Origin of the sequence: Pseudoalteromonas sp. TB41 (assembly GCF_000497975.1) — a bacterium.
In the GTDB taxonomy this organism is placed as follows: domain Bacteria; phylum Pseudomonadota; class Gammaproteobacteria; order Enterobacterales; family Alteromonadaceae; genus Pseudoalteromonas; species Pseudoalteromonas tetraodonis.
This window is the reverse complement of sequence record NZ_AUTH01000096.1, coordinates 22525-36275: the sequence shown is the minus strand read 5'-3', so window position 1 is coordinate 36275 and position 13751 is coordinate 22525. Positions and strand designations below refer to the sequence as shown.

Genomic DNA, 13751 nt, shown 5'->3' with positions numbered 1-13751 from the left:
CTTATATGGACTCCCCGTTTTTTGTCAACGAAGTATTTATTAAATAAAGATTAGATGCTGGCTTATATACGGACTCTATTTGGGGAGCTACCCCTGGTCACTTTAATGTATTCGCCCCTTTATGACTTTTCTCGGTGGCGGTATTTTATACCTAGGCACGGAACAGTCTCTTAAAGGTCAGTCTTACCCTGATTTTAAACGCTCTTTGTTGACAAAAATTTAAGCCGTTAATAACGTTGGCTGATAACATTCGTTTTTCTTTAGCATTGCAAATGCGGTTCTGATTGTTTTATTAGCCAATGCTATCGCTGCCACTTTTTTACCACGCCTTGCAATTAACTTTTTAAGCCATTCGTCTTTTTCTGTACGGCTCGCTCTTTTTACAACATGTGTGACAACAGCTAGTGCACCTTGATATAACGTGCTACGTAACTTTTTATTTGCCGATGTTCTTGAAATTGAGCCAATTCTTTCTTTGCCACCAGAGCTATGCTGAACTGGCGTTAAACCAGCGCAGGCTGATGCTTCCCGCCCATTTTTAAAGTGTTCTATACAACTAAAGTAAACTTTCAACATCATTGAACCTACAGGCCCAACACCTTCCAGTTTTTGAAGTCGCTCGCATACCTCATCATTTTTGATTTCTTCTTCAATGAGCTTTTCTAGCTCTCTAATTTCTTTCATAACACTTTTGAATTGTTCATTCATTATTTTTAGAGACGCTCTAAATGCCATAGGTACATCTAAATTTGTATCTTCGAGCAGACTTTCCACTGCATCAATCAACTTATTATCTGATTTAGCTATTGGGATACCAAGTTCCAACAAGCAACCTCGTTGCAGATTCCCCAAGGCTACTTTTTGCTTTACAAAGTGCTCTCTCATTGCTGACATGGCTTGTAAGCACTGCTCATTTATGCTTAATAATCTACTCGGTTTAACTGTTGGTTGTTGAGCTGCAATACCAATAGCTAAAGCATCATTCGCATCCGTTTTTTGGCCTTGTCTAAATGCTTTTACAACCCGTGCAGACATTGGCTTAACTGTATGGCCTGCCTCTTTCGCTTTTCTTGCCCAATAATGCGTGCCACCACATGACTCCATCGCCACTAATGACTGCTTTTCTGACGCCAATAATTGAAGTAGCTTTTGTCGCGATACTTCTTTGTTGTATATAACCTGTCGATCTTGACCTATTTTACAAACTTGATAATTATTTTTTGCTAAATCAATCGCAATAACGTTAAGATTCATCATGTATGGACTCCTTTAGTAAAAGTTTTGTCACTTATTACGTTACCCCTCGATGGGAGGGGAGTCCATACATCTCGGTGGTAAATAGTGTTTTAATTTTTTGCACAACAGAGAACACTGAGGCGCTTCGCGCTACACCGAGAAGACAGTCAGTTGTAACTTCTTAATCTTGAAGTTATTTAGGAAGTAAAGTAATTAAACTCTGATCCTTTTAATACCGTCAACGAGCTTAACTTCATTAAAATTAACTAGTAGACCTGTTCTTATTCCTGTCAGCTTTAAATACGTCATCAACTGAGCAGAATGAATAGGCCGCAATTTATCAACTGCTTTTAACTCAACAATTAGCTTATCCGGTAACAATATATCAAGTCTATAACCTGTATCGATTGATACATTCTTATATTTTATAGGTAGTTCAGCTTGTGCAATAGCTAGCAGTCCGGATTGATTTAGTTCATACATTAGGCAACTTTCATAACTAGACTCTAATAAACCAGGACCTAAATTTTTATGAACCTCAATGGCGCAACCAATAACTTTATGAGTTAGTAAATCTGTTTCCATTGATATTTTTATCCACTTCCTTGTAATTTATTTTGACAGTATAGTCACTTTCTCGTCTAAAGGATTATTTTGAATCACAGTGAAAATCGAAGCACTAAACCGAGAAAAGCTTTAATTACTGAAATCTCAAAATCTAACAACAGTTTTTATTTTTAATCACTTCCTCTGTGCACTCTGTGGTAAATAGTGTTTTAATTTTTTTGCACCACAGAGAACACCGAGGCGCTTCGCGCTACACCGAGAAATCAATTACTGATATCTGACATAATAACTGCTCTTTATTATTAATCACTTCCTCTGTGCACTCTGTGACCTCGGTGGTAAATAGTGTTTTAATTTTTTTGAACCACAGAGAACACCGAGGCGCTGCGCGCTACACCGAGAAATCAATTACTGATATCTAAGTTCTAATATCACTGCTCTTTAACTTTTGTCTTTAATTAATACCTCTGTGCACTCTGTGACCTCTGTGGTAAAAAATCACTAACTTACGTTTTGGGCTACGAGCCGCGAGCTTCGAGCCCGTCGCCCGCTGCACTTGGCCCATCAGTTGCGGTATAAAGCCCCGTCTTATTAAAATACCTGCTATATTTATCGATAAAATAAAGGCGTTAGGCTCTAAGTGCTAGGCTCGGGCTTCAAGCCGTAACCCGCAGCCAAAACATAAGGACCCTCATGAAAATACTTCACCACGGAGCAGTAAATGGCGTGACAGGCTCATGCCACCAGCTGATAATAAACGATCAAAGCTCTTTTCTAATTGACTGCGGACTATTCCAGGGTGAAGATTCTGTAGATGACCTAAGCATTGAATTTAATATAGACACTGTTCGCGCATTAATAGTTACCCATTGCCATATTGATCATGTTGGCCGAATTCCCTATATACTGATGGCTGGCTTTAGAGGGCCAATATTTACCTCTGTCGCATCAGCAAGCTTATTGCCGTTAGTCATTGAAGATGCATTAAAAGTGGGCGTTACGCGAGACCAAAAAATAATAGATGCCTGCTTAAGGCTACTTAAACAACAAGTTGTAGCTGTAGACTTTAAAGCCTGGTTTGAGCTTCCTTGCAAAGGTGAACACAAAGCGAAAGCCCGACTACAACGAGCAGGGCATATTTTAGGCTCCGCTTATGTAGAAATAGACATAAGCACGCCTCCTTATAAAGCGAGCAATAATCATAGAGTGGTTTTTTCTGGTGATTTAGGGGCGCCCTACACGCCTTTACTCCCCTCACCTAAAGCGCCCTATAAAGCCGATACCTTAGTGATAGAGTCAACTTATGGTGATAAAAACCACCAAGGTCGTAAACAACGTACGCAAACCTTAAAAAACGTGATTGAACGCGCTGTTGCCGACAACGGCATCGTTCTTGTGCCTGCCTTTAGTATTGGCCGCACGCAAGAGCTGTTATACGAACTTGAACAACTTGTTCATGCTTCTGCTAAAAACTCACCTTGGCGCACAATACAAGTAATACTTGACTCCCCCATGGCAGCTAACTTTACTCAGCAATACCGAAAATTTAAATATTTATGGGATGAAGAAGCCAAAAAAAAAGTAGCCAAAGGTCGTCATCCACTCGACTTTGAAAACCTCACTACAATAAACACCCATAGCGAGCACTTAGCGTTAATAAATTACTTAGCCAGCCGCCAAACACCTGCCATTATTTTAGCAGCAAGCGGTATGTGCACCGGCGGGCGTATAGTTAATTACTTAGAGCGATTTTTAACCGACAAAACCACCGACGTACTCTTTGTAGGTTACCAAGGGCGCGGTACATTAGGTCGCGACATACAAACCTACGGACCAAAAAATGGCTACGTGTTGATAAATAATACTAGGGTGAATATTAACGCCAAAATACACACTATAAGCGGTTATAGTGCTCATGCTGATCAGGCAGGTCTCATCAAATTTGTAACCGGTATGCGCAAAAAGCCCCACCATATAAAAATAGTTCACGGCGATGATGACGCTAAAAATACACTCGCAGCAAAATACAGAGAAATATTGGGAGATGAGGTGACGGTAGAAATTGGCAAGGGATAAATAACAGTAAAATAAGAAGTCAGATATCAGAAGTCTTATTTTAACCTAGGAGATCGTAATGAACTTTGAGCATTTAGATGTATGGAAAAGATCTGTAAAACTAAGTTGTGAAATTTATAAATCTACCGCTAATTTAAAAGATTATGGGTTTAGAGATCAGTTAACTCGGTCTGCGCTATCGGTTCCCAGCAATATAGCTGAGGGGGTTTGCAGAGAAAGCTTTAAAGAAAAAAGCCGCTTTATTGATATTGCACGCGCCTCACTAGGTGAAGCGCGCACCCAAATCTATATTGGAGATGAAATTGGCTATTTACCAAAAGGTATAAGCCAAGTATGGGTTTTAGAAACAAAAGAGTTAGCAGCTATGCTAACTAGCTTAAAAAATAGGTTCGACTCTGCTTGATGTCTGATTTCTACTATCTGCTGCCTGCTATCTGATTTCTAAAACCTGCTCTTTTACTTTAACTATTTGCCTTTAACCTAAAATATTTATTTTTGAACCACAGAGAGCACCGAGACACTTCGCGCTACACAGAGTAAACCTTGCTGAACGCTGACAGCTAACTGTTTTTATTTTTAATCACTTCCTCTGTAAACTCTGTGACCTCTGTGGTGAATAATTTTTTACCTTTGACGAGACATAAAGCTACCAGTGCGTGGTATAAAGCCACGCCTACATTCACACACCCATATTAACTTGCCCGTAGGCGGGAGTTTACCCCGCGCAGGATTTAGGCTTTAGGTTTGAGGTTCGGTGTTTAGCTCTAGGCTCGTAACTCGTAACTCGTAGCTCGCAGCCCATAGCCCGTTGCCCACCGCTCGTCACTCGCAACTCGCTGCCCTTTAAATCCTGTACAAGCAAGTATATTCACGTATCATTTTAAGGCCAGTAAATAAAAGGATACCTCTTGTTTAATTTCCCCCCCACTACGATTGCACTTATTATCGTTTGTAGCGGCTCTATTATTGGGCCGCTTGGCATGGCTGGCGTTAACATCGCTATTCCCGACCTTGCTGAAGATTTACACGCAAGCGCAAAAATGATTGCGTGGATGCCCACCTTGTATTTACTCAGTAGCGTCATTTTTATGCTGCCGTGCGGTAAAATAGCAGACAACTATGGTCGCAAACGCGTGTATGCATTTGGTTTAGGCTTAAATGCACTGGCCTCGCTAATGTGTGCGTTAGCAAACTCTATTGAGTGGGTGCTTTTTTGGCGCTTTATACAAGGGGCTGCAGGCGCCATGATTTTTGGTATAGGCGTTGCCATTATCACCTCTGTAACACCTGATAATAAACGCGGAATGGCACTGGGCATCTCTGCGGCGTGTGTGTACATAGGGCTCAGTGCAGCGCCTGCGGTTGGTGGCTGGCTCACTGAAATATGGGGATGGCGCGCCGTGTTTTACTCGCAAATTCCCCTGGTACTTATGCTGCTTATTGCCATTAAACTGTTTTTAAATGGCGAATGGAAAAACGATAAAAAATCTCCGTTTGACTGGTGGGGTATGGTTATTTTCTCGCTCTTTGCACTGTGCTTAGTATTAGGATTAAGTGATTTACCAAATGTAGCTGGCTGGCTATTAACCACACTTTCAATCATTTGTTTAATACTATTTATTGTTCACCAAAGTCGCAGTCGGCGCCCCTTAATTAGAGTACAAATGTTTTTAGAAAGTCGTGTGTTCAGCCTATCGTTGACTACTTCGTTTTTCATGTATGCCAGTAACTTTTCACTGGCCTTTTTGTTAAGTTTGTACCTGCAATATATAAAAGGATCAAGCCCCGCACATGCAGGACAAATAGTATTACTACAAGCGGTTTCAATGGCTATTATGGCGCCCTTAGCAGGTAAGCTTGCCGATAAAATACAACCACGCTTACTAGCCACGCTAGGCTGTGTAATTGTTCTGGTTGGATTTTTTCTGTTATCCCAGCTATCGGTTAGTTCAAGCACCGCTTACATTAGTGGCTCACTGTTATTATTAGGGATTGGGTTTGGCTTATTTTCGACCCCTAACAACAATGCCATTATGGGTGCAGTGGATAAAAGTGAGCTAGGTGTGGCGTCTTCCTCAATGAACTTATCACGCACTATTGGTAATTTATTTGGCATGAGCTTAATCAACTTAATTGTGCATTATTACCTTGGTGACAGCACCTTCTCAGCGCAAAATAGCCACGCACTAATGAGCACCATTTCATTGGCATTTAAAATGTCATTAGGGTTTGTCATGCTGGCAAGTTGTATTTCTGCGCTGCGAGGTCGGGCTTAAAAGGGTGCTAGCTTCAAGGTTCGAGGTTCGAGGTTCAAGGTTCAAGGTTCAAGGTTCAAGGTTCAAGGTTCAAGGTTCAAGGTTCAAGGTTCAAGGTTCAAGGTTCAAGGTTCAAGGCATCAGAAAAACATAAAAACACCGCGTTTGATGCAAATGCGGTGTTTTTTATACCTGTAGCAGCGGGTTCACCCCCGTCGGTATTAGAATTTAGGTTCGAGGCCCGAAGCTCGTCGCCCGTAACCCGTTGTTCGATGCCCATACCCCGTCGCTCGTAGCTCGTTACCCGATGCCCGATGCCCGATGCCCGTTACCCTTTAACCAACTCTTTCATATATTCAGTAAACTCAGCACCTAACGTTTCATGGCGCATGCTGTATTCTACAATCGCTTTTAAATAACCGAGTTTATCGCCACAGTCGTGTGAGCGGCCACTCATATGAAACGCTTCTACCGTATCAATAGCCAATAATGCATCAATCGCATCTGTAAGCTGTATTTCACCGCCTGCGCCTACATGAGTTTTAGCCAGTAATGGCCAAATATTTTTACTTAAAACATAACGACCAACAACGGCTAAGTTTGAAGGTGCAACCTCTGCGGCTGGTTTTTCAACCATTTTTTTAATTGCTGCACTTTCACCAGCAGCAAGCTCTACACCATTAATATCAGCAATGCCGTACTTACTTACATCTTTAATAGCAACGGGCTCTAACATAATTTGGCTGGCATGGGTTTGCTTAAAGCGTGCGATCATCGCCGCTAAGTTTTCAGTTTTTTGATCTGCCGTATAAGCATCTAAAATTACATCGGGTAACACCACAACAAAGTCCCTATCACCAACTATTGGCTTGGCACATAAAATAGCGTGCCCTAAGCCTTTAGCCTCACCTTGACGTACATGCATAATGGTTACATCAGGCGGGCAAATAGAGCGCACTTCTTCAAGTAGGGTACGTTTTACGCGTTTTTCTAGCGTGGCTTCTAACTCAAAACTGGTATCAAAATGGTTTTCAATGGCATTTTTAGAGCTATGTGTCACGAGCACAATTTCTTTAATACCCGCCGCCACACATTCATTTACTATGTATTGAATAAGCGGTTTATCAACCAAGGGGAGCATTTCTTTAGGGATTGCCTTAGTCATTGGCAACATACGGGTGCCTAAACCGGCAACAGGAATTACAGCTTTCACAAATAGTCCTTTAATATAAGTGAGTATATTTGCTTACAAAAGTAGCATAGCTAAATATATACAGCCTGAATCAGCTAAAGGTAAGAATAAATTATAGGTGCTTAATATTACACAAAGTAAAACACCGAGTAGCTAACTCGGTGTTTTGAAAAAAGCAGACTAGTTTGATGAAAACTGTTTTTCAGGTAAGTTTAATTTGCGGCGAAAATAATTCATTACAGTGCAATAATTTAATAAAAATATAAGGTACACAGTAAAAATAGCAATAAAACCATAAAACATAACAAACTCAGGCACTAATAAAATCTCACCAACAATCCCCACCGCGGCAAAAACCGAAGCAATAAAGCAAATTAGAGTTAATGTTTGTAGTGATGAAAAGCCTAAGCGTTGGCAAATATGATGTAAATGCTCACGATCTGGCTTAAATGGCGATTTACCTTGCTTAACACGGCGCACCATAATTGCCACCATGTCCATTAACGGCACTGCAATTAGCCACAATGCTGTAACAGGGCGAATCATTGGGTTACCTGCAGTTTGGCTTGCGCCTATAAGCAACCAAATAACAGTAAAGCCAATCATCATGCTACCCGCATCGCCCATAAACACTTTACGCTTATGGCCAACAAAACCTAAGTTTAATAGTATGTAAGGCACCATACATACAACTAATAACAAACAAAGGTAGCTGAGGCTTTGCTCTCCGGCTAATAAAAGTAATATACCAATACTTGCAAAAGTCACTATTGATAAGCCACCTAACAGGCCATCAATACCATCAACCATATTGAATGCATTTATACAGCCAATAACAGCAAGTACAGTTACCATCCCACCAAGAAGTCCAAGCTCTATAGCGCCAAAACCGAGTAAATTACCTAGTGTATGTAATTCTGCATTGGCAAAATAAATCATCGCAACAGAAATTAAAGCCTGAACTAGCATGCGTATTTTTACGCTTAAATCAAAACGGTCGTCTAATGCACCTACAGCAGTTAACCCGCAAATGCAGAGCATATATAAATTTGCATGGTTAATCATATTAGGGTGCGTATAAATATAATTAACGATAGTTATACAAATAGCCACACCACCCACTAGTGGCACATTACCTGTGTGTATTTTTCGCCCTGATGGTTTATCGACAAGACCTACTCGACGAGCCACCTTACGCATTAAAAATAAAATTGCAAAGGCAATAAAAAAAGTAAGGAGTAGATCAATGAACATTAGATGCCTCAACATGCCTTAAAAATTTCGTCAGCCTGAATATGAAGTTAATATACCCTAGTTGAATGAACAGATATTTCAAAAACTAATCCTTAAAACATAAATCGATTATAACTTTTTTAAGTTATTAATTATTTTTAAAAAAGATAACTTAATAAAAAAAACGGGCAAAAACAATTGTCTTTTCCAACGCCATGGTTCTTGAACCAATCTGTAAAGCCATTCTAAGTTATTATTAATATAAAATTCGGGAGCTCGTTTTAAGTTACCAGCTATAATATCAAGAGCCCCTCCACAGCCAACAGCAAAGCCATTGTTAGTAAATTCAATGAGTTTATTCGCAAATATTTCCTGTCTAGGGGAACCCATCGCAAGCATTATGAATTGTGGCTTAGCTTGAGAAACAGCTAAGATCATATCATCTTCACTATTATAACCGTGCATGTTTCCTACAATAATAATATCAGGGTATCGCTCTTTGATTATAGCTAAACTTCTACTATGCACATCTGGCTTAGCGCCTATAATAAAAACTGTAAGTCTGTTTTTATTAGCTATTTCTAAAACTCTGATTGGCATGTTTATTTTTTCAGATACTAAATTATGCAACCATTTGATACCTAAAACAGCGCCAGAACCATCTGGATATGGATATAAGGAGTTATCAATAACTTTTTTCAGTTCGGTATTGCTTTTATAGCTTTGGATTTTTTCTGCATTAATAGCTACAGAATATCCATGTATTTTATTTTCAATAAAGTACATTAATTGCTTTTCTAAAGCACTTTCAGTTACTGCAAAACATGGGCAGCCCATCATTTTTACTTTATTAATATGCTTCATTATTTAAGCCATGAATTTGATTATAGATTCAACAATAGCCTTTGAAGCTTGACCCCCGCCATATATTGATTGGTCAAACAAAGCACTGGGCTTATTTATACAGCGATTGAACTCGGCAAGAATCATTTCCTTGTTAGCACCAACTAATTTATTAACACCCGCTTCAACCAACTCAACCCACTCGGTTTCATCTCGTAAAGTTATACATTGTTTTTCAAAGAAGAAAGCTTCTTTTTGTAAGCCGCCACTATCAGTCATAATAAATTTACTATTCATTATTAACCAAACCATATTTAAATAACCTACAGGGGCTATTATTTGAACATTCTCTGATAGTGTTATACTTAAACTTTCAAGTTTACTTTTAGTTCTAGGGTGAAGAGGAAGAACTATAGTTTGATTGCACGCAACTTCATTCAATGCTTTAACGATAGAGGTCAATCTTTCCTCATCGTCAGTATTTTCGGCTCTATGAATAGTACATAGAACATAATCATCTATTAACAACTCAGAAGGTTTTTCTGCCAAACCTTTATAAAATAAAGCACCATCTTGCATTACATCGCCAGATAAACATACTTCAGTACCTGTTGATGAAATTCCCTCATTATTTAAATTATTAATTGCGGCTAGTGTTGGGCAAAACAGAATAGAACTTACTTTATCAGTCAATATTCTATTTACCTCTTCGGGCATTTTCATATTAAAACTACGAAGACCAGCCTCAATATGAGCAATTTTAATATGTAATTTTGCAGCAGCAATAGCACCTGCAAGAGTCGAGTTGGTATCACCATATACTAGTAACCAATCTGGTTTCTCTACTAACAAAATCTCTTCAATTTTTTCTATCATTTGTCCTGTCATAGCACCATGACTTTTACCACCGACACCAAGAAAGTAATCAGGCTTTGGGATTTGCATTTCCTCAAAAAAAACATCACTCATATTTGCATCATAATGCTGGCCTGTATGAATTATTATCTCTTGAATGCTTTCATGTTTTGCTATTTCTCTGCTAACACTACCTGCCTTGATAAATTGAGGTCTTGCTCCGAGTACTGTAACTATTTTCATTTTTCTTTTGCTCTGCCTTAGAGATATTTATAAGTCGCTCATAAAACTATATTGTAAATTTATAATGCAGGATAAAAAAGCTAATCAACTCGGTAAAGCTTCGGTATCATATTAACTATTTTAATAGTTTCATTAAAATCCATACCTAGCGTATCTAGATACCATCTAATATTTTGATATCTGGGTTTATTTTCATTTTTTACAAGCTCTAGGGCTCTATCTCGAGACATTTGCCCCTCTCTCACTTGATTACTTCTAAAAGTATCATGCTCTGTAAAACCAGCTACTGTATAATAAACATAATTATAAAAACCTGCTGTACCATCACCAATTCTCCATGTTGTGCTTGTATCTATTGCGGTTTCCCAATTATAGTCGTTTATTAGAGTGCTATTTACTTGCTCTTCGTTCCATTGATAGTAATCAAATAAGTGGAAATAATCTTGTTTTTCAGTAAAGCTCCTATAATATTCTCCAGATAGGGTATCCCACAAAGAACGATTGAAATAACCAGGGCTTTTTGCCATAGCTTTAAATCTTTTAGAGTGATAACGAAGTTGTTTCATGACGCCGTTGCTATAAACTTTATCCTCTTCAAAATCAGGCTTTATCCCTAAGAAACCTGTTTTAAAATGAGTAGTTTCTAAGGGGTTAACGCCCCAAAGGTTTAGATTTATACCTGTTTGCTTTTTTATACTCTCGACATGCCTAAAAAAATGTTTATCACCTGCAGTTAACATCGCCATCATTCCTAAATGAGGTGATTTTAACCAAGCCTTCAAATTCATAGTTATATTTCTTCTTTTCAAGGCAATATCTGCGGCAACAATAATATTCTCAATACCCATATCACCGCACATTTGGCTAATATTTCTTCGGCCCAGATCGGTCACCATTCCCCAATCATAAGTATATGTTATGGGTTTCATTCCTAACTCTTTAAGCGCTATATGTAAACCATAACAACTGTCTCTGCCTCCAGAAAAAGGGACTATACAATCTAATTCCTTTCCAGGCCTTCTGTAAGGTTCTACTAATTTAAAAAGCTCTTCCTTTGGTTTATGCTTATTTCTCAATTTATAATTATGGCAATAATTACAAACGCCATAATTATCAAACTTTATATATGGCATAGTTTCAGGGAGTATACATTTTGTACACCTTTTAATATTAATATCCTCGTTAAACTGCAATAATTTTTCCTGCTGCTTATTAAATCTAAACTCAGGGATCAAGTCCTGTTTTCGAGTTTTAATATCACAAATTTCAAACGGTGATTTTGAATTAGGAATATCTATAATATAAGGCTCATCTTTGACTTGAATAACATCAACGCAGCCTACTAAATTTAAAGCAAAGCTTTCTGAGGCAAAATAAATACTACCATCTAACTCACCTACATAAAGGCTACCGTTATTAGAAAATAAAACAATTTTCCCTTCATCCGGTATTACAAGAGCACATGCAACAACTCCACGACACAAGGATAATATTTTTTTTGAAACGTCGTGAACACTACCACCACTTTTAAAGTGCTCAGAGGCTATTGTAACTATTACCTCAGAATCAATCTTCAAGTTACGCTTACTATCTAATTTACTCCATACATCATCTTCATTTACAATAATGCCATTATGGATAACGCAGATATTATCCCTAATTACAGGTTGATTATCTTCTAAACCATTGGTTATCAACCTGCTATGCCCTAATACAATTTGGGAGTCAAATGGGTTAACTGAATTGAGAAGCTTTTCAATATTGTGATCTGCTCTGTCAACTTTATAAGATTTATTTTCATAATAAATTAGTCCACTAGAGTCAAATCCACGCTGTTCTGAGTGCTTTACCAGAGTAACTAAATTTTCTTTGTCAACTTTTTTATTAGAGATTTGCCCAAATATACCGCACATATCATACTTCCTTTCGAAGAACTTGCTTATAAAGCTCTTTTAGTTTAACTTTTTGGGCGTCCCAACTTAATTCAAACAATTTTTCTGACTCAATTTTTGGTAGTTCTTTCATTAATTCAAACTCTTTTATAGACCTATATATACTATCAAATTCTAAGTCACTACACTTACCTAAATTAAACTTCTTAACTGTATCCGCAATGTCGGGAAAATTAGAGGCTAATACAGGTATTTCAGAAAAGCCATATTCAAAGAGCTTGTTAGGTAAGCAGTAATAATCACTCAGTGAGACGTTTTGAATAAAGCACAGCCCAACATCTGCACTTTTTGCGATTTTCACTACTTGATCATGCGATACAGCATCATGCAAATGTATATTATCAAATTCATTACAGGTTTTTAAAATTTCACCTTTCAAAGGCCCATAGCCTAAAAAAACCATATGAGATTCTATATCATCCTTTTTAAAAACCTCTAAAAGCACGTCTAACCCTCTACCGACCTGTAAACCACCTATGTATATAAAAACCTTAGCATTATTTTTTATATTGAAGTGCTTTTTTAAATAATTATTATCAAAAGGTACATTAGTATTTAAAAGCAAAGGAGCATTGAGTATTACTTCTGCAGTCTTAGCACCAATATTGTCCAAGTACCATTTTTTTATTGATGGACTAACAACAATAATTGCCTCGACGTACCTCCATAATAATTTTTCAACCAAAAGGACTAAATAGCCTGTAAATTGGCCCAGCTCATTTCTATTAGATTCTAATTCATGAGCGTCATATATAACTTTAGTTTTAATGAAAAGCTTAAGTATTACTCCAAGAGGCAACACCGCAGTATCATGGCAATGTATAATAGCCGGCTTAAACTTTAGGGCTTGATAAAACATCTTTGCAGTTAACTCAAATACAGATAAAAAACGCCTAACAAATTTAAAAGAGGAATTTAGCCTTCTAGACAAAAGGTTAATGGTAAGAATATTCAAACCATTTAGGTCACTTTCTTTGTGTGTTGTATTTTCTAATTCAGCACCGATTCCAAAAAGTTGCAAGTCTAGTTCCGAACTATCTAGAGCGAGCATCTCTTTTAAGATTCTAGAGTCATACTTAATATTTGTTTGTGACAAGTGCAGCACTTTTGTCATTTTTTTTCCTTCAACTACATATGACGGTTAACGACATATTGTTTACAGTTATTTTTTTTGTAAATCGTTCATTAAACATGATTACTAAATTTACGTCTCTATTTTATATGAGTATAAGTATAAATTGTATGAATTATATCTATAGTACCTATATGTAACTTTTCACTCTATATTAATTTTACAAT

Annotated in this window: 11 protein-coding genes; 3 read left to right on the top strand and 8 right to left on the bottom strand. The window is 37.8% G+C overall.

Features of this window, described 5'->3' with window-relative positions; genetic code table 11:
- Positions 1-219 precede the first annotated feature (219 nt).
- Both L641_RS0116675 and L641_RS0116670 read right to left on the bottom strand, forming a co-directional pair.
- Entirely contained in the window at positions 220-1257 is a 1038-nt protein-coding gene (locus L641_RS0116675) for an IS110 family transposase (RefSeq protein WP_024600855.1), read from the bottom strand.
- 192 nt (positions 1258-1449) lie between these two features.
- On the bottom strand, positions 1450-1821 hold the full coding sequence (locus tag L641_RS0116670; protein ID WP_013464035.1) for a GxxExxY protein: 372 nt from the start codon (positions 1819-1821) through the stop codon (positions 1450-1452).
- 675 nt (positions 1822-2496) lie between these two features.
- Here L641_RS0116670 and L641_RS0116665 point away from each other — a divergent pair.
- The 3 genes from L641_RS0116665 (at position 2497) to L641_RS0116655 (ending at position 6155) form a co-directional block, all read left to right on the top strand.
- On the top strand, positions 2497-3879 hold the full coding sequence (locus L641_RS0116665; protein WP_024602530.1) for an MBL fold metallo-hydrolase: 1383 nt from the start codon (positions 2497-2499) through the stop codon (positions 3877-3879).
- Between the two features lie 58 nt (positions 3880-3937).
- The gene (locus L641_RS0116660; protein ID WP_013464033.1) at positions 3938-4282 is read left to right on the top strand and encodes a four helix bundle protein; all 345 of its coding nucleotides are present in this window, start codon (positions 3938-3940) and stop codon (positions 4280-4282) included.
- A 505-nt stretch (positions 4283-4787) separates the two neighbouring features.
- Complete coding sequence (locus tag L641_RS0116655) at positions 4788-6155, top strand: MFS transporter (protein WP_029750430.1); 1368 nt, start codon at positions 4788-4790, stop codon at positions 6153-6155.
- 307 nt (positions 6156-6462) lie between these two features.
- On the opposite strand, the gene galU is transcribed toward L641_RS0116655, so the two are convergent.
- The 6 genes from galU to L641_RS0116620 form a co-directional block, all read right to left on the bottom strand.
- A complete protein-coding gene (gene galU / locus L641_RS0116645) occupies positions 6463-7347 on the bottom strand; it encodes a UTP--glucose-1-phosphate uridylyltransferase GalU (protein WP_024602528.1) in 885 nt (294 codons plus the stop codon).
- Positions 7348-7506: 159 nt separating this feature from the next.
- Positions 7507-8580, bottom strand: a complete 1074-nt coding sequence (gene wecA / locus L641_RS0116640) for a UDP-N-acetylglucosamine--undecaprenyl-phosphate N-acetylglucosaminephosphotransferase (RefSeq protein ID WP_024602527.1) — start codon at positions 8578-8580, stop codon at positions 7507-7509.
- A gap of 108 nt (positions 8581-8688) precedes the next feature.
- Complete coding sequence (locus L641_RS0116635; RefSeq protein WP_024602526.1) at positions 8689-9423, bottom strand: WecB/TagA/CpsF family glycosyltransferase; 735 nt, start codon at positions 9421-9423, stop codon at positions 8689-8691.
- A gap of 3 nt (positions 9424-9426) precedes the next feature.
- Complete coding sequence (gene wecB, locus L641_RS0116630; protein ID WP_024602525.1) at positions 9427-10500, bottom strand: UDP-N-acetylglucosamine 2-epimerase (non-hydrolyzing); 1074 nt, start codon at positions 10498-10500, stop codon at positions 9427-9429.
- Positions 10501-10580: 80 nt separating this feature from the next.
- Entirely contained in the window at positions 10581-12413 is a 1833-nt protein-coding gene (locus L641_RS0116625) for a glucosamine 6-phosphate synthetase (RefSeq protein WP_024602524.1), read from the bottom strand.
- Position 12414: 1 nt separating this feature from the next.
- A complete protein-coding gene (locus L641_RS0116620; protein ID WP_024602523.1) occupies positions 12415-13566 on the bottom strand; it encodes a glycosyltransferase in 1152 nt (383 codons plus the stop codon).
- Positions 13567-13751: the final 185 nt, after the last annotated feature.